General features: G+C 68.3%; 14 protein-coding genes. 13 read left to right on the top strand and 1 reads right to left on the bottom strand.

The window, feature by feature from the left end; genetic code table 11:
* Positions 1-2: 2 nt before the first annotated feature.
* From ABD285_RS01895 to ABD285_RS01870, 6 genes are all read left to right on the top strand, one after another.
* Positions 3-1,673 (top strand): dihydroxyacetone kinase family protein, encoded by a 1,671-nt coding sequence (locus tag ABD285_RS01895; RefSeq protein WP_344199818.1) that lies wholly within the window; start codon positions 3-5, stop codon positions 1,671-1,673.
* Positions 1,674-2,450: 777 nt separating this feature from the next.
* Positions 2,451-3,224: a ZIP family metal transporter gene (locus ABD285_RS01890; RefSeq protein ID WP_344199815.1), complete on the top strand. Its 774-nt coding sequence runs from the start codon at positions 2,451-2,453 to the stop codon at positions 3,222-3,224.
* 171 nt (positions 3,225-3,395) lie between these two features.
* Positions 3,396-4,469 carry an ABC transporter substrate-binding protein gene (locus ABD285_RS01885; RefSeq protein ID WP_284253586.1) on the top strand — a complete coding sequence of 358 codons (1,074 nt, stop codon included), beginning with the start codon at positions 3,396-3,398 and terminating at the stop codon, positions 4,467-4,469.
* Positions 4,466-6,247 (top strand): ABC transporter permease, encoded by a 1,782-nt coding sequence (locus tag ABD285_RS01880; protein WP_284253585.1) that lies wholly within the window; start codon positions 4,466-4,468, stop codon positions 6,245-6,247. Before ABD285_RS01885 ends, ABD285_RS01880 begins: the two co-directional genes overlap by 4 nt.
* On the top strand, positions 6,244-7,389 hold the full coding sequence (locus ABD285_RS01875) for an ABC transporter ATP-binding protein (protein WP_284253584.1): 1,146 nt from the start codon (positions 6,244-6,246) through the stop codon (positions 7,387-7,389). Before ABD285_RS01880 ends, ABD285_RS01875 begins: the two co-directional genes overlap by 4 nt.
* Positions 7,390-7,418: 29 nt before the next feature.
* Positions 7,419-8,468, top strand: coding sequence for a COG4280 domain-containing protein (locus tag ABD285_RS01870; RefSeq protein ID WP_284253583.1), 1,050 nt, complete (start codon positions 7,419-7,421; stop codon positions 8,466-8,468).
* Positions 8,469-8,500: 32 nt separating this feature from the next.
* On the opposite strand, the gene ABD285_RS01865 is transcribed toward ABD285_RS01870, so the two are convergent.
* Positions 8,501-9,061, bottom strand: a complete 561-nt coding sequence (locus ABD285_RS01865) for a Chromate resistance protein ChrB (protein WP_284253582.1) — start codon at positions 9,059-9,061, stop codon at positions 8,501-8,503.
* A gap of 81 nt (positions 9,062-9,142) precedes the next feature.
* Between ABD285_RS01865 and ABD285_RS01860 the strand changes: the two genes are divergently transcribed.
* The 7 genes from ABD285_RS01860 to ABD285_RS01830 all read left to right on the top strand — a co-directional run bounded on the left by ABD285_RS01860 (position 9,143) and on the right by ABD285_RS01830 (position 17,395).
* Positions 9,143-9,745: a DedA family protein gene (locus ABD285_RS01860; protein WP_284253581.1), complete on the top strand. Its 603-nt coding sequence runs from the start codon at positions 9,143-9,145 to the stop codon at positions 9,743-9,745.
* A gap of 34 nt (positions 9,746-9,779) precedes the next feature.
* Positions 9,780-10,553: a COG4705 family protein gene (locus ABD285_RS01855; protein ID WP_284253580.1), complete on the top strand. Its 774-nt coding sequence runs from the start codon at positions 9,780-9,782 to the stop codon at positions 10,551-10,553.
* 36 nt (positions 10,554-10,589) lie between these two features.
* Positions 10,590-11,255 (top strand): response regulator transcription factor, encoded by a 666-nt coding sequence (locus tag ABD285_RS01850; protein ID WP_344199804.1) that lies wholly within the window; start codon positions 10,590-10,592, stop codon positions 11,253-11,255.
* Entirely contained in the window at positions 11,252-12,241 is a 990-nt protein-coding gene (locus ABD285_RS01845) for a sensor histidine kinase (RefSeq protein ID WP_284253577.1), read from the top strand. Before ABD285_RS01850 ends, ABD285_RS01845 begins: the two co-directional genes overlap by 4 nt.
* Before the next feature lie 62 nt (positions 12,242-12,303).
* Entirely contained in the window at positions 12,304-13,806 is a 1,503-nt protein-coding gene (locus ABD285_RS01840; protein ID WP_284253576.1) for a glycosyltransferase family 39 protein, read from the top strand.
* A gap of 35 nt (positions 13,807-13,841) precedes the next feature.
* Positions 13,842-16,448 carry a CDP-glycerol glycerophosphotransferase family protein gene (locus tag ABD285_RS01835; RefSeq protein ID WP_344199798.1) on the top strand — a complete coding sequence of 869 codons (2,607 nt, stop codon included), beginning with the start codon at positions 13,842-13,844 and terminating at the stop codon, positions 16,446-16,448.
* Positions 16,449-16,603: 155 nt separating this feature from the next.
* Positions 16,604-17,395: a COG4705 family protein gene (locus tag ABD285_RS01830; RefSeq protein ID WP_284253573.1), complete on the top strand. Its 792-nt coding sequence runs from the start codon at positions 16,604-16,606 to the stop codon at positions 17,393-17,395.
* Positions 17,396-17,410 lie beyond the last annotated feature (15 nt).

Raw genomic sequence — 17,410 nt, 5'->3', positions numbered from 1 at the left:
CCATGCGCAAGATCATCAACGACCCGGACGCCTTCACCGACGAGACCATCGAGGGCATCATCGCCGCCCACCCCGGCGCCCTCCGACGCGCCGTCGCGGGCGGGCGAGCCCTCGTGCGGGCGGATGCCGGCCGCAGCGGCAAGGTCGGCATCGTCACGGGCGGCGGTTCGGGTCACCTTCCCGTGTTCCTCGGCTACGTGGGCCTCGGCCTCTGCGACGGGGTGGCGGTCGGCAACACCTTCTCGTCGCCGTCGGCCGAGCAGATCGCCGACGCGACGCGCGCCGTCGACGGCGGCGCCGGCGTGCTCTACCTCTACGGCAACTACGGCGGCGACATCTACAACTTCGACATCGCCGCCGACCTCGTCGCGGCGGAGGGCATCACCACCGAGACGGCGCTCGCCGCCGACGACGTGGCGAGCGCGCCGGCTGCGAGCCGAGCCACGCGTCGAGGAGTCGCGGGCATGATCTACGCGTTCAAGATCGCCGGAGCCGCCGCAGAACGCGGCGACGACCTCGCCGGTGTGGCGTCGATCGCCCGGCGCGTCGGGGAGCGTACCCGCACGATGGGAGTCGGGCTGTCGCCGACGATCCTGCCGGCGGCGGGTGAGCCGACCTTCCATCTCGACGAGGGCGAGATGGAGGTGGGCATCGGCATCCACGGCGAGCCGGGTGTGCACCGGGGCCGGCTCGAGACCGCCGATCAGATCGCCGACCGGCTGGTCGGCGCCGTTCTCGATGACCTCGACGCGCCGGCCGGCAGCACCGTGTCGGTGCTGGTGAACGGCCTCGGCGCGACCCCGCTCGAAGAGCTCTACATCCTCTACCGTCGTGCCGCCCGGCTGATCGCCGAGCGCGACCTGTCGATCCACGCACCCCTCGTCGGCAACTACGTGACTAGCCTCGAGGCCGCCGGAGCGTCGATCTCGGTGCTGCTCCTCGACGACGAGCTCACGGAGCTGCTCGACGCTCCGGCTGCGTCGCCCTTCTTCCGACACGGCGCCGTCGACGTGCTCGACGTCGAGCCCGCCGCCGGGCCGGTCGCGGCATCGGCGACCGCCGCGATCGGTGACCATCCCGATGCCGTTCCGACGGCCTTCGCCGAGCGCGTGCTCGCCGTGCTCGCCGTGCTTCCCGAGCACGCGGAAGAACTCCGCGAGCTCGACGCCGCTCTCGGCGACGGCGACCTCGGCATCACCGTGGCCGAGGGCTCGCGCGCGGCCGGTGACGCCATGCGGCGCGATCCGTCACTTGAGCCCGCCGAGCTGCTGCGCCGTGCCGGTGCCGCGTTCGCATCCGCCAACCCGTCCACGTTTGCCGCCCTTGTCGGCGGTGCCGTCGTGGGCGCAGCCGCCGACCTGTCGGGCGATCCGCTCGATCCGCTCGTAGCCTCTGCCCTGGCCTCGTCCGTCGCGGATCGGATCCGCGCGCGGGGCGGCGCGGAAGCGGGCGACAAGACCGTCGTCGACGCGCTCCTCGCCGGCGCAGGCGCGGGCACCGATCTGGACGCGGTCATCGACGCCGTGCGGCGCGCAGTTGACGACGGCGCGGAACGCACCTCGAAGCGGGGCCGGGCCGCGTGGCTGCAGGAGCGGAGTGTCGGGCTGCGCGATCCGGGCATGGTCGCCTATCTGCGGTTCCTCGAGGATCTTCGAGCGACCCGGACTCGCTGAAGTCTGAAGCGCCGGATCTTCTTCGGCACAATCGATCAGCCGGGCCATGGCGCGTGCGAACGCTACGGCGGCCGCATTCTGCGCAGTTGGCCAGCGACGTCGCGTTCAATATCCTCCGCGTCCCGCGGGTTTCGTGACGCGCTCTGCACCGGTGCATGGGGCCACGGCCCAAATGGACCGCGAGTCGGGCTTCCGCGCTCCGCTCGTTCGGCTGGCGATCGACCGGCGACGTCCCGGCGTGACGCGAGATCGTGCCCACATTTTGCCCACGTCGCCCTGTCATGCTGGTCATTCAGGTGAAGTTGCAGTCACCGCTATCGTCGAGGTTTTCGGCTCGGTCAACGTCCTGATCGGGCTGCGGTTCGAGCACACGGCTCATAATCGTGGTGTCGCGGGTTCGAGTCCCGCCCTCGCTACAAAAAGTCCTGATCAGGGCAGTTTTATACCGGTGTTTTGTTAGCCTCGCGCATGAAAATCCCGCACTTTGCCCCGCACTTTCAGTTAGAGGGTTCCGGGACCACGTCGACGAACGACGCGGTTCCCGACCCGCAGGGTCGTGGCGATTGATTGGTGCGCGTCGGGAGCGAGCTGCCTAGGCGCGCTGGCTGCGCAGGGGGTGCGGCGACCAGCGGTAGATCTGTACGCACGCGAGCGCGAGCCACAGTCACGCCGGGGCGTTCGAGACTCAACTCCTCGAGTTCTGTCGGCGATTTGCGGGGTCGGCCGGCGGCCCATAGGCTCCAGCGAGTTAGGTAAGGCTTGCCAAATGGAGCTGGTGTGAACTACGTCCAAATCGTCATGCTGGGCCTGATCGCTGGTGTGACGATCCTCCTGGGGATGCCCGTCGGCCGCCTTCGCAATTTAGGGCCCAGCGTTCGTCTTCTCCTGAGCGCGATCTCCGTCGGGGTGCTGCTGTTCCTGGTGTGGGACGTGCTGACTCATGCGTGGGAACCGATCGACGCAGCACTCGCGGACGTTCAGGGTGCCTCCACGATCGCCCTGGACGGGGCCGTCTTCGTTGTGGGCCTGGGGGGCGGCCTGGTCGGGTTGGCCGTCGCGGAGCGGCGGTTGCGCGCGGCTCGCGGAGCCGACTTGGAGCCCCGACATCTCGCGACCCTGATCGCGGCGGGCATCGGCGTGCACAACTTCGCCGAGGGCCTGGCGATCGGCCAATCCGCCGCGAGCGGCGCTCTCGACCTCGCGGTCGTCCTCGTGGTGGGTTTTGCACTCCACAACGCGACGGAGGGGTTCGGCATCGTCGCGCCGCTGGCCGGGGAGTCCGAGCGGCCGACCTGGCCCTTTCTCCTCGTCCTGGCGCTGATCGGGGGAGGCCCCACCGTCGTGGGCGCTGCCCTGGGTGCGATTGTCGTGAGTGATCTGCTGTCGATCATGTTCTTGACGCTCGCCGGCGGTTCGATCATCTATGTGATCGTTCAGCTCGTCGGGAGCATGTCCAAGGCGCGGCGCCCCGAACTGATCGCGGCCGGGGGTTTCGTGGGGCTGGTGGCCGGGTTCGCGACCGACGCTGTCCTCACGGCGGCGGGTGCCTGAGCCCGACGACTCGAAGCGATGAAGGGGTGGCCGTGAATCGGCCGCCCCTTCGTGCGTCCCGCGCACTCGTTCATCTTCTCGTTACCTTCGTGGACCTTGCGCGCCACGTTCGTTCGGCACGGTATGTAACCGCCGTTCGATTCGCAACGTGACGCTCTATTGGAGGATTCTGTGAAGACCCGAACCCGAGCTCTGGGAGCAGCTGCAGCTCTCGCCGGCATCGCGCTGCTCGCCGGCTGCTCCGCAGCTGCCGCGGCGCCGGCGGCCAGCGGCTCTGCTGGCGCCAAGCTGGAGCCCCTCGTCCTCTACGCGGCGGAGGGATACGACGCCAACATGGGCAAGGCGTTCACGGCGAAGACCGGGATCCCGGTGAAGGTGGACGACGACAGCACGGGCCCGCTGCTCACCAAGGTCGCGGCCGAGAAGAACAACCCGCAGTGGTCGATGCTCTGGGTCGACGGAGACCAGGCGTTCGCGTCCCTCGCGCAGCAGGGCCAGCTCCTGGCTTACCAGTCCCCGGCGGCACTGAACGCTGTAGGAAAGACGATCGCACCGGCCGACCACTCCTACACTCCGACCGGCACCACCGTCATGGCCGCCCTCATCTACAACGCGGCCAAGACCACCTCGGTTCCGACCAGCTACGACGAGCTGCTCGGCGCCGCGTACATCGGCAAGGTGGGGATGAACGACCCGGCGCAGTCCGGTCCGACCTACCCCTTCATCGCGGGCGTCATGAACCAGGACGGCAGCAAGGCCACTGGCATCAAGGCGGGTGAGGCGTTCTTCGAGAAGCTCAAGGCCAACGGACTGCACGTCTACCCGACGAACGGCGATACCCTCCACGCTCTGGAGACCGGACAGGTCGAGTACGGACTGATCCAGAGCAGCGCCGCGATCGGGGAGACGATCAAGGTCAAGCCGACGGCCGACTACCAGCCGAAGATCGTGTACCTGCCCAAGTCGACGTTGCTGCCGAGCGTGCTCGGCATCGACAAGCACATCGACGCCACCCAGCAGGCCGAGGCCAAGAAGTTCGTCGACTTCGCCCTGTCCGCCGCCGGCCAGAAGGTGATGCAAGCTGAAGACACGAGCGGCGATTCCCTCTACTGGCCGATCGTCACGAGCGTCAAGGCGTTGCCGCAGCTGCCGGCATTCCCGTCCGCCTACCAGCGCATCGACCCGACGTACTGGGGCTCGCAGGAGCCCGGGATCGTCAGCTGGTTCGAGCAGAACATCAAGTGACTCGACTGACGGTCGCTCTTCCCGCGGCGCGCCGAGGACAGTCGTTCCTCGGCGCGCCGCGGCGAGCCCGCCGCGTCGCCATCGGACGGTCCAAGGCCTTCCTCGCGTTCTGGATCGTCATCGTGCTGATACTGGTGCTGCCGATCGCCGTCTTCCTTGCCGTGGCCATCAGCCCCGCTCTCCTCGACCAGGGTCCGGCGTGGCTGTCGGTCGACGCGTTCGCCAGGGCCCTGACGGGCCCGACTCTCCGCGGGTTCCTCGACTCGATCGTCGTCGCCGTTATCGCGGCGGCGGTCGCCGCCGGCGTCGGTTTCGGGCTCGCATGGATCCTCTTGCGCACTGACGCGCCGTTGCGCGGACTCACGACCGGCCTCTTGTTCGCGCTGTTCCTGACGCCGTCCTACCTCATCGCGCTCGGGTGGGAGCGTCTGCTCGAACCCAATGGCGTGCTGCAGGCCGTGGGCTTCGACCCGGCCGGCATCCGCAGCGTCATCTACGGTCCGATCGGCGTTGCGCTGATCCTCGCGGTCAAGGGCATCCCCTTCGCCTACCTCACCGTCTCGAATGCGCTCCGCGGACTGGGACGCGAGTACGACGACGCCGTTCGCGCCCATGGAGGCGGACCTCTGCGCAGCATCCGCATGACCGTTGCCATGCTCGCCCCTGCGATCTGGAGCGCCCTGGCGATCGTCTTCGCGGAATCGATCAGCGACTACGGCGTCGCAGCCACCCTTGCCAACTCAGCGCATTTCCCCGTGGCGACCTCCGAGCTCTACAACGCGGTCGAAGCCTTCCCCGTCGACTTCCCGCTCGCCTCGGCGATCAGCTGGCTGCTGCTCTTGCTCGTCGTGGTGGCTCTGTGGCTGCAGAACCGGGCGCTCAACGGCCGCAGCTTCCAGGTCTTCTCCGGCCGGGCGCGGCAGCCCCTGATCGTGAGGATGCGTGCGGGCTCGATCGCGATCTGGCTCGTCGCGTTCGTCACCCTCATCGCCACGAGTCTCGGCGTGCCCGTGGTCGGCGCCGTCTCCGCTTCGCTCATCGACGGCCTCGGGAGCATCTCCGGCTCGCACGCCTGGAACCTTCACAACTACCAGCGTGTGCTGGTGAGCCCGGAGCTGGGTGGACCGCTCGTCTACTCGGCGATCCTCGCGACGATCTGCGCGAGCGCCGCGGTCGTCCTCGCCCTCATGTGCGCGCGGGTTCTCGCCACCCGGGGCGGAAGCCGACTCGGACGGCTCCTCGACACCGCCCTTCTCGGCGCCGTCGCGCTGCCGGGCATCGTGTTCGCAGCGGGGTACATATTCGCGTACAACCTGCCGATCGTGAATGCCCTCGGCATCCGCATCTACGGCACCTCGGCACTTCTGCTGCTCGCCTACCTTGCGACCGCGCTTCCGTCGACCACGCGCCTGCTCGTGGGCGCGATGAGCCAACAGCACGACTCGATGAGCCAGGCGGCGCGCGTACACGGCGCCGGTTCGATCGGCACCTGGCTGCGGGTGAGCCTGCCGATCCTGGCCCGGCCGCTTCTCTCGGCTTGGCTGCTCACCTACTCGGCGACGTTGCTCGAGCTGCCCGTCTCGCAGCTCTTGGCGCCCCCGGGATCGCAGCCGATCTCGGTCGGCATCACCGTCGCTCTCAACCGCTACGACTATGGAGGCGGCACCGCCATGGAGATCCTCGCCATCCTCTCGGCTCTCGCGATCGTCGCAATCGCCTACGGCCTGTTCCATCTCCTTGCCCCGCGTGGCTGGAAGCGGATCGGGGTGGCGCGGTGACCGCCGTGCTCGCCGCATCCGGCGCGCCCGCGTCCTTCGAGCTCCCCGCCGGCACCGGCGTCGAGGTCGAGATCTCGGGCGTGAGTCGCTCGTTCGGCTCCGTGGCGGCCCTCGACGACGTGTCGCTGGCGATCGAACCCGGGCAGATCGCTGTGCTGCTCGGACCTTCCGGCTCCGGAAAGACCACCCTGCTGCGCGCGGTCGCGGGCATCGAAACCGTCGATGCGGGCACGATCCGCCTGGGGGAGCGAGTGCTGAGCCGCCGAGGGTCGACGACGTCGGCCGACCGCCGTGATCTCGGCATGGTGTTCCAGGACTATGCGCTCTGGCCCCACATGACCGTGCGCGACAACGTCGCGTTCGCGCTCCGTCGGACGCGAATCCCGATCGCCGATCGACGGGCACGGGTCGACGAGGTGCTGGGTCGGGTCGGGCTCGGCGAGCATGGCCCCCGCTACCCGAACGAGCTCTCCGGCGGACAGCAGCAGCGGGTCGCCCTCGCCCGCGCCATCGTCGCGAACCCCTCGCTCCTGTTGTTCGACGAACCGCTGTCCAATCTCGACGCCGACCTCCGCGAGCGCATGAGGGTCGAGATCTCGACCTTGGTCCGCGAGTCCGGAGCTACGGCGATCTACATCACACATGACCAGTCGGAGGCCTTCGCTCTGGCCGACGTCATCGCCGTCGTCGAGGCGGGCCGCATCGTGCAGGTCGGGTCGCCTGAGAGCATCTTCTCCCACCCTGCGACGCCCTTCGTCGCGCGGTTCACCGGGATCTCGGGCGGGTCGAACGGAACGCTCCGGCATCTGGGCGACGGTCGTGCGGTCGTCGACGTCTCCGGATGCGAGCTCTGGGTGACGCTCATCGGCCAGGCGATGCCGGGAGAGCGTGTCGATGTGATCGCCCGAGCCACCGCGCTCGCGATCGTCCCGGACGGGACCCGAGTCGATGAGGCGGTCCACGGGTTGGTGGAAGGCACCGTCATCGACAGCGCCTACCGCGGCGCCGGCTATGACCACGTCGTTGAGAGCTCGCTCGGGCGGCTGACCGGCGTGCGCGACGCTCAGTCGCATCCGCGCGGGAGTCGATGCATGATCTCCGTCGCGGTGGCGGCGACGTTCGCATTCGGTAACAACCGTTAGACTGATAAACGAACCACTGAGAGGAATCCATGAGCCTTCCCGCCCTGTTCATCGCGACCTTCATCGCCTGCTTCGTCGAAGCCGTCGAAGCGGCCACCATCGTCCTCGCCGCAGGAACCTCCCGCGACTGGCGGTCCACGATGAAGGGCGTCGCCGCCGCGCTGATCGTCCTGGCGATCGCGATCGCCGCACTCGGCCCGGCGATCACGCTCATCCCGATCGAGGTGCTCCGGATCGTCGTCGGAGGCTTGCTCCTCGTGTTCGGACTCCAGTGGATCCGCAAGGCCGTGCTGCGAGCCTCCGGTCGCAAGGCCCTCCACGATGAGGCAGCGATCTACGAGCGAGAGGTCGATAAGGCTCGCGCGGCGACCATCGAACGCTCGGGCCTGCTGGGCGACCCCTACGCCTTCACGCTCGCGTTCAAGGGTGTACTGCTGGAGGGGCTCGAAGTCGTGTTCATCGTGCTCACCTTCGGCACGAACGCCAAAGCTGTTGGCCTCGCCTCCATCGCTGCGGGTGCCGCCGCGATCGTGGTGATCCTCATCGCGGTCGTGGTGCGTGGACCGCTCGCGCGGGTTCCCGAGAACACACTCAAGTTCGTCGTCGGCATCATGCTCACGGCCTTCGGCCTGTTCTGGGCCGCTGAGGGAGCGGGGGCCGAGTGGCCAGGAGCCGACATCTCCTTGCTGGTGATCGCTCCCGTTGTCGCTGTCATCTCGCTGCTGATCGTCGCTGTCCTGCGGTCGCGTCCCCGGCCCCAGCAGGTGTCCACACCGGCCCCGACGCTCGTGCCGGTGGGGGCGGCGGTCGGAGGTGCGGGTGCCGAGGCGACCCCCGAGTCGGCGATGGCGTCGACGGCGCCGGTCGCTGCACGGAAGCCGGGCCGCATCCGCGCTTTCGGCTTGTTCTGGTGGGACTTCATCGTCGGTGACGATTGGGTCATCACGGCGATCGTCGTCCTCGGACTCGGCGCCACCGCTGCGGTGGCGCTCTCCGTCGCGCAGCTCGCATGGATCCTGATGTCGGCAGTCGTTCTTGTCGCGATGCTGATCGGTATCGCGCGCGCCGCCCGGAGCTGACGGCATTCACGAATGGGCCCGAGGCGGCACGATCAGTGCCCCTCGGGCTCCTCGGCATAGACGCGAGCTGCGTACTCCTCGAGGGCCCGTTCGCAGCGTGACAGTCCGTCTTCGGCCGCAGCGCGTCCTTCGGCTCCGAACTGGTCGCGCTCTCCGACGCTCTGGAACCAGTTGACGAGCTTGTTGTAGTCGACCTCGTTCTCCTCGAGCTCGGCATAGGTGAAGTGGGATGCGTCCCACTCCTTCTTCAAGCCCTTCAAGAAGTCCTCGCAACGATCCACGATCTCCTCGAACTCGTCGGATCGCGCGGCTTGGAAGGCCCCGAGGACGGTGTCGTCACCGACGAGGATCGAGCTGTTCAGGAGGACGGCCGTGCCGGACATCTCGATGATGTCGTGGCGGAGCTTACGCAGAGCCCGCTCCGCTGTCGGCGTCCGCGGAAAGGCTGCGACCGAGTTCTGCAGGTACACCGCCCCGAGCGCCTTGAGACGCCGCCAGGCCCCGGATCGAAGGCGCGTGGGCTCCGCCGGGATCTTGTAGATCAGCACGAGCCACTCGCCCGCGTCAGGGGCAGATGCCTTCGGGGACGCCACGCCCTTACCCTAGCCAGCGCCGATGACCAGAATCCGCGGATTCTTGACGGGGCATCTGAGGTCGCGCCGCATGGTCAGGGTGTGAATCTCACCACGATCCTCGTCGCGGTAGGCCCCGCGGCACTCGTCGTGATCGGCGCGATGGTGTTCATCGAGAACGGGCTCCTGTTCCCGTTCCTCCCGGGCGACAGCCTGATCTTCGCCGCTGCGATCATCGCCGTCCCACTACACGTGCCCTGGTACCTGATCGTCGCGATCGCCGCCGGGTGCGCGATCGGGGGCGCCGAGGTCGGATTCGCCATCGGCCGCCGCTACGGCCGGCGGCTGTTCAAGCCGGACGCGCGTCTGTTCAAGACGCGCTACCTCGAGGAGGCCGACCGGTTCTTCGCGCGGTGGGGCCGCGGCTCGATCGTCCTGGCACGGTTCGTGCCGATCGTGCGGACCTACATCTCGCCCGCGATCGGCGCCTCCACCGTCGCGCACCGCACCTTCTCGATCTGGAACGCGCTCGGCGGCCTGGTCTGGGCGGCGCTGCTCGGGACGGCGGGACTCTTCCTCGGCTCGATCCCGTGGGTAGCCGGCAATATCGAGTGGATCGCGCTGGGCATCATCATCGTGTCCGTGGGGCCGATCCTGATCACCGCCCTCGTGCGCAGGCACCGCGCGAAGGCTGCCGAGTCTTAGACACTCATCTGAGAGATTTTGGGAACGTACGAGCGTGGCATCGCCCCTTGATCGTCTGCAACGGGTTCCGCAGCTCACCCTTCTCTTCTGGGTGGTGAAGCTGCTCAGCACCGGCGTCGGCGAGACCACCTCCGACTACTTCGTGAAGACCCTCGATCCCGTCCCGGTGGTCCTGGTCGCCGCCGTGCTATTCGCGATCTGCTTCGTGATCCAATTCACGGCCCGACGGTACGTGCCCTGGCGCTACTGGCTTTTCGTGTGCATGGTCGCCGTGTTCGGGACGATGGTCGCCGACGTCACCCACATCGTCATCGGGGTGCCGTACCTCCTCTCCACGATCGCCTTCGCCGCGGTGCTCGTCGTGATCTTCATCGTGTGGCGCATCACCGAGGGCACCGTCTCGGTCCACTCGGTCACCACCGGCCGGCGTGAGTTGTTCTATTGGGCGACCGTGCTCGCCACGTTCGCGCTCGGCACCGCGGTGGGCGACCTCACCGCCACCACGTTCACCCTCGGATATCTCGGCTCGGGGATCGTGTTCGCGATCCTCATCGCCATGCCCGGCATCGCCTACCGCTTCCACCTGCCGGCGACGATCGCATTCTGGTGGGCCTACGTACTCACCCGACCGCTCGGGGCCTCCTTCGCCGACTGGCTGGCCGTCGACCACAGCCGCGGCGGCCTCGCCCTGGGCACCCTCCCCATCAGCGCCGCCGGGGCCGCGCTGATCATCGCCGGCGTCGCCGTGATGCAAACCCGTCAACGGCGCCTGCAGCGCCTCACCGCATCAACATCTGAAGTTTCTTGAAGCCAGGTAGGGAGCATCCTTGACAGAGGAGCCCGCATGAACGACGCACGACCCCGTCTGCTGCTGATCGAAGACGATCGCGATCTCGGCCCGATGATGCGCGGCGTCCTCGAAGAGAGCTATGCGGTGACGCTCTGCGCGGATGCCCGGTCCGGGTTCGAGACCGCACGCGACGGCGAGTTCGACGCCCTCATCGTCGACCGCCGGCTGCCCGGCGCCGACGGGATCGACGTCGTCGAATCCCTCCGCAAGGCCGGGATCACCACCCCGATGCTCATGCTCACCGCGCTGGGGACCCTCCACGACCGGGTCCGCGGCCTTGACGCCGGAGCCAACGACTACCTGGTCAAGCCGTTCGAGTTCGACGAGCTCTTCGCCCGGCTGCGCGCGATCCGCCGCGTCTACTCCGGCGAGGGTCCCTTCATCCGCATCGGCGCGTGGGAGTTCTACCCGGACAGCCGCGCCATCTACTCCCCCTACGACGGACGATGCATCCTCACCCAGCGGGAGAACCAGCTGCTGCGGCTGTTCGCCGAGCACCCGCAGCGCACCTTCACCCGGGAGCAGATCCTCCGCGCCGTCTTCGACGAGGCAGACCTGCCGGGCAACGTCGACACCTACGTGCACTACGTGCGCCGCAAGACCGATCCTGACATCATCACCACCGTGCGAGGACAGGGCTACCGACTGGGTCAACTGTGACACGACAGCGGCCGGACGACCCCGACGAGCGGGCGATCCGACGCGCTTCCCTCATCGTCGGGCTGCAGATCACCGGCGCCGCCACGATCCTCGTCGTCGTGGTGGTGGTCGTGGCATTCGCGTTCGTGCTGGACCACATCCGGGCCGACCGGCTGTTCAGCCACCGCGAGGCCACGATCGACATCGGCGGCCTCGATATCATCGAAGGCGCGATCATCATCGGCGGTTCCGCCGTGATCCTCGCGGCCGCGCTCAGCTGGTTCGCCACCCGCCGAGCGGTCCGGCCACTGGGTGAGGCCCTCCACTCACAACGCGCGTTCGTCGCCAACGCCAGCCACGAGCTCCGCACACCCCTCGCCGTGCTGGACACCCGCCTGCAGACCCTCCAACGCAAGCTCTCCGATGACGACGTCGCCGCTCCCACGGTGATCGAGCTGCGCCGCGACACCGCCACGCTCGTGCAGATCGTCAACGACTTGCTCGAGGCTGCCGAGGACGGACCGGCCAGCGACGGCATCGTCCTCGTCAACCCCGTCATCGCCCTAGCCGTGGAGTCGCTGCAGCTCCTCGGAACCGAACGCGACATCACCGTGACGTTCACCGACGACGAGGAGATCCACCTCGCGGTGCCGGCGCCCAGCATCCACCGCTGCGTGATCGCGCTGGTCGACAACGCGATGAAGTTCTCACCGCCCGGCTCCACCGTCGAGGTCGGCCTGCGAAGCGACGGGCCGACCGCCGAGCTGTCCGTGAAAGACCAAGGCAGCGGCATCCGCGGCATCGACCCGGGCGCCATCTTCGACCGGTTCGCGCGCGGCACCGAGGTGGGCGACCGTGCCGGGTTCGGCATAGGACTTTCCCTGGTCCGCGACACGGTGCAGCGCGCCGGCGGGAGCGTCCGGGTCGAAGCGACCGGCCCGCAGGGCACCGAGATCGTCATCCGCCTCCCGCGGGCTGATGCGCCCCGCAGGCGCCGCCGCAGCTGACGCAATCGAGGTCTGGATCGCAGATCAAAGGATTCTGTGGTCCGCGCTGATGGCGTAGAGCCATGCTGCTGCCGCTGCGGTCCCGAGCCCGGGTCCATCTGACCCGATCGACCTCCGCTGCGCTCCTCGTCGGCATCATCGCGGTCGCGGTCGCCGCCATCGGATCCTGGATCCCGTCACTATGGGGCGACGAGGCCGCCAGCCTCCTCTCGGCCGAAAGGTCGATCCCATCGCTGCTGCTCGAGATCTCCCACGTCGACGCCGTGCACGGCACCTACTACCTGTTCCTGCACTTCTGGATCCAGCTGTTCGGCACCACACCGTTCGCCATCCGCTTCCCCAGCGCCCTCGCCATCGGCGCCGCGGCCGCCGCCGTCGTCCTCATCGGAGCCCGTCTGCGCTCGGTGCCCGTGGGCGTGACCGCGGGCCTGATCTGCGCCGTCCTCCCGCGGATCACCTACATTGGCGAGGAAGCTAGGTCCTACGCGTTCAGCGCCGCGATCGCCGCCTGGCTGAGCCTGATCCTGATCGTCGCGCTGACCCGACACGGCAAGAACCGAGGCGTCTGGATCGCCTACGGAGCGGTGCTCGCGGTCGGGGTGTACATGTTCCTCTACCTCGGGCTCATCGCGGTTGCGCAGGGCCTCGTCCTGCTGATCGCCGCACGCCGCCGCCGGATCCTCATCCCGTGGGCGATCGCCACCGCATGCGCCCTCGTCGCCGCCGCGCCGGTGATCGTCGCTGCCCTATTCGAGCGCAACCAGATCGCCTACCTCGCCACCCGCACCGAGATCACGGCCGACTCGGTGCTGGTCACGATCTGGTTCGGGCAGATCCCATTCGCGATCATCGGATGGCTGCTCACCGTCGCCGGACTCGCCATCGCGCTCGTCCCGTGGATCCGTCGGCGACCGGAGTCGCCGCGCAGCCCGATCGGGCTTCTCGTGGCGAGCTGGTTCCTGGTGCCGTCCGCGATCCTGATCGGGACCAGCCCGATCGTCGCCGACTTCACCGCCCGGTACCTCGCCCTGTGCAGCCCCGCCGTCGCGCTCCTGATGAGCCTGCCGTTGGCCGCACTGGCGACCCGGTGGCGACCCGCGCTGGCCCTCGGCACCGCGGTGGTTGTGGGCGTCGCGATCGCGCCGTGGGTCAGCCAACGCGGCCCCTACGCGAAGAACAACAGCGACTGGGCGGTGATCTCCGCCGACCTGCAGCGCGTCACCCACCCCGGCGACGCAGTGGTGTTCGACGAATCCGTGCGCCCCTCCCGTCGCACCCGGCTCGCGCTTCGCACCTACCCGGTCTCGGTGCAGCTGCGTGATCCCACCCTCGGGGTGCCGTTCTGGCAGAACACGACCTGGCACGATGACGCCCTGACCATCCCGGTCGCTGCCGCCGCCGGCCGGTTCAGCGGCGTCACGCGGGTGTGGGTGGTCGAGTACGCGATCGGGTACAAGGTCGACAGCTACGGCATCCAGGACCTCGCCAACCTCGGGTTCGTGCGTGGCAACACCGAGCTGGCCACCCACCGCAGCCGCATCATCGAGTTCACCCGTGCGGATTAGAGATAGATCTGCGTCGCCGGACGAGCCTCGATGAGGTGAGCGACTCCATCTTCACGCGTCTGTCCCGCCGCACCCGCAAGCTGATCACCCGGCTGGTGAGGGCATGGGAGGCGGAGGTCAGGGCCCGCGCCTTCCGGCAGCCGCTCTGGAACGACACGGTGCTGTACGAGTCCTTCGCCGGCAACGGTGCGCTCGACAACCCCGAGGCGATCTTCCGCGCCCTGCTCGCAGCCCCGGACCAAGCGCACCTGCGGCACATCTGGGTGCTCACCCGCGGCCACCAGGAGTTCCGTGCCGAGTTCCGCGATGACCCTCGTGTTCGGATCGTGCGGCACCGCTCGTCCGGGTATTTCCGCGCGATCGCTCGGTCGCGCGTGCTGATTAACAACGCGACCTTCCCGCACGAGTTCGACAAGCGCCCCGGGCAGCTGTACGTGAACACCTGGCACGGCACCCCGCTCAAACACATGGGGTACGACATGCCCGACGGCGCCCTCCAATCCGGCAACGTCCTGCGCAACTTCCTCGCCGCCGACGTCCTCCTCGCGCAGAGCCCGTGGATGACCCAGCAGATGTACCTCGACGCCTACAAGCTGCGCGGCATCTACGAGGGACGCATCCTCGAGATCGGCTACCCCCGCGTCGACCGGCAGGCGCTCACGCCCGCCGAAGACGCCGCGCTGCGCGCCTCGATCCGAGTCGGGAGCGACCCGGGCCGGCAGGTCGTCGTGTACGCGCCGACCTGGACCGGAGAGAGGTTCGGCGCACCACGCGACGAGGCCGACGCGATGCTCGCCACCGTCGCCGGCCTCCAACAGCGTCTCGGATCCACCTACCGGGTCGTCCTCAAGGCGCACCAGTCGGTGCACCACCTGCTCGCCGACCGGCCCGACGCACGATCGGTGCTGATCTCCAACGACCTGCCCACCAACGCGCTGCTCGGCGTTACCGACCACCTCATCACCGACTTCTCGTCGATCTTCTTCGACTACCTCGCCCAGGACCGGCCCATCACCTTCTACGTCCCCCAGGCGGGCCAGTATCGAGAGGAGCGCGGCGCGTACTTCGCCGACGACGAGCTCCCCGGTGAGGTCGTCCACGACCTCGACACCCTCGCCCACCGGATCCAGGCCGAGGTCGACCCGCACCTGGACAAGAGACGCGACTGGGCCGAACGATTCACCCCCCGCAGCGACGGGCACGCCGCCGACCGGTTCATCGACGCCGTGTTCCGAGATGGCATGATCCGCGCCGCTGACGCCTCGGACTCGCGCCGCAAGATCCTGATCTACGTCGGAGGGATGCGATCCAACGGCATCACCAGCGCCGCCCTGAACCTGCTGCGCTCCATCGACCACAGCCGCATCGACGTCTCCGTACTGATGGCGCGGCCCGCGAACGCGCAGCAGCGAGCCAACCAGGCCCTCATCGACTCCCGAGTGCGGCAGTTCATCCGACAGGGCGGCATGACGGCAGGCAAGACCGCGCTGGCTCGCCTCAAGCTCAGGGAACGGCTCCGACCCGACGCCGGCGAGACCGCGCACCAGACCCGCGTCTACCGCAACGAATGGCACCGCCTCGTTGGTGACGCCCGCTTCGACGCCGTCGCCGACTTCAGCGGGTACAGCCGATTCTGGAGCCAGATCCTGCTCCACTCGCCGATCGCTCGGCGCAGCATCTGGCTCCACAACGACATGGCCGCTGAAGTGCATCGCCCGATCCGTGGTCGCGCCCGGATGCGCCGCAGCCTCCCCGCGGTGTTCGTCCTCTATCCCCGATTCGATGCCCTGGTGTCGGTGTCGCCCGAGCTCGCGAAGCTGAACTGCGCCGCCCTCGCCCCCACCACGGACCTGTCGTCGGAGGTGTTCATTTCGGCGCGCAACCTCATCGACGAGGACCGCATCCGCAGGGGTGCTGCGGTCGCCGTCGCGACCCTTCCCGAGCTGCAGGAGCCGAGCCCTCCGGCGTGGGTGAAGGAGCTGAACAACCCAGAGCTGTCCTGGTTCATCAACGTCGGACGACTGAGCCCGGAGAAGAACCAGCGTCGCCTGCTGGACGCGTTCGCCACGGTGCACGCGGCGGTCCCCAGCGCGCGGCTGCTGATCGTCGGCGACGGCCCCGAAGCCCCCACACTCGAGCGCGAAGTCCACCGCCTCGGACTCGACGGCATCGCCATCCTCACCGGCGCGATCTCCAACCCCTTCGCGCTCATGGCCGCGGCGAAGTGCTTCGTGCTCTCCAGCGACTACGAGGGGCAACCGATGGTGCTCCTGGAGGCAGGAGCCCTCGAGCTGCCGATCATCAGCACCGACTTCGGCTCAGTCCGAGACGCCCTCCCCGGAGAAGCCATCACCGTCGTCGCGCCGAACCCGGATGCTCTCGCGGACGGGATGCGCGCCTTCCTCCGCGGCGAGGTCCCGCCCGCGCACCTGGACGTCGAGAGCTACAACCGCGACGCGCGTCGCGAGGCCGAAGCTGCGATCTTGGGCGACGCCTCGGTGAAGTCATCGTCGGCTTCGTCGTCCACCATCGACCCCACCTCCGCGAGCACCGCGATCAAGGCCCAGATGATCGCCACCAGCACGACCACCACAGCGGCGGCGATCCCGACGATCCACCACATGACGACCTCTACGGACTGATCAGCATCAACTGAGTCCCATGCTCGCGACGATGGTCACATGTCCCTCTAATCGTCCTGCTCGAGCGAAGCGGTGCGGCCCGCAACGATCTGAGGCATCTCAAAACCGTCCTGGTTCCGTGGACCCGTCAGCCCCCTTGAACAGGAGACCGAACTATGACCACCACCGCCGCGCTGCGACCGCCGACGAGCAACAAGGTGCCTCAGGTCACCGCGGTGTTCTGGATCATCAAGGTGCTCGCCACCACCGTCGGCGAGACAGCCGCCGACTTCCTCAACGTGCAGCTCGGCCTCGGGCTGCAGGTGACCTCCGTCGTCATGGGAGCCCTGCTCATCGTCGCTCTGATCGTGCAGTTCGCCCTGCGCCGCTACGTGCCGGCGGTCTACTGGCTCGCTGTGGTGCTGATCAGTGTCGTCGGCACCCTCATCACCGACAACCTCACCGACGGCCTCGGAGTGCCGCTGTGGGTCACCACGTCGGTCTTCACCGTCGTCCTCGCCGCCGTGTTCACCACCTGGTACGTCTTCGAGCGGACCCTGTCGATCCACTCCATCGTCACCCGCCGCCGCGAGACCTTCTACTGGCTCGCGGTGCTGTTCACCTTCGCGCTCGGCACCGCCGCCGGCGACCTCCTGGCCGAGAGCCTGAACCTCGGCTACGTGCTCTCGCTGGTGGTCTTCGCGGCCGCGATCGCCGCGATCGGACTCATCTACCGATTCGCCCACATCAACGCGATCCTCGCCTTCTGGATCGCGTACATCCTCACCCGCCCGCTCGGCGCCTCCACCGGCGACCTGCTGTCGCAAGACCTCAAGAACGGCGGGGCCGGACTCGGCACCACGTTCACCAGCCTGATCTTCCTCATCGTGATCGTCGTCCTCGTCGTCGTGCAGTCGATCCAGCTCCGCGGCCGGCGCGAGGCAGGCGACACGGCGGCGGAAGCGTGACCGACGTATCGCCGA

The sequence above is a fragment of the Pseudolysinimonas kribbensis genome (assembly GCF_039531715.1).
Classification (GTDB): Bacteria; Actinomycetota; Actinomycetes; order Actinomycetales; family Microbacteriaceae; genus Pseudolysinimonas; species Pseudolysinimonas kribbensis.
This window is presented reverse-complemented; position numbering and strand designations above follow the sequence as displayed.

Coding starts and splice junctions, on each gene's coding strand:
- ABD285_RS01850 (WP_344199804.1), top strand. CDS start 10,590: ATGAACGACGCACGACCCCGTCTGCTGCTGATCGAAGACGATCGCGAT.
- ABD285_RS01840 (WP_284253576.1), top strand. CDS start 12,304: ATGCTGCTGCCGCTGCGGTCCCGAGCCCGGGTCCATCTGACCCGATCG.
- ABD285_RS01830 (WP_284253573.1), top strand. CDS start 16,604: ATGACCACCACCGCCGCGCTGCGACCGCCGACGAGCAACAAGGTGCCT.
- ABD285_RS01895 (WP_344199818.1), top strand. CDS start 3: ATGCGCAAGATCATCAACGACCCGGACGCCTTCACCGACGAGACCATC.
- ABD285_RS01870 (WP_284253583.1), top strand. CDS start 7,419: ATGAGCCTTCCCGCCCTGTTCATCGCGACCTTCATCGCCTGCTTCGTC.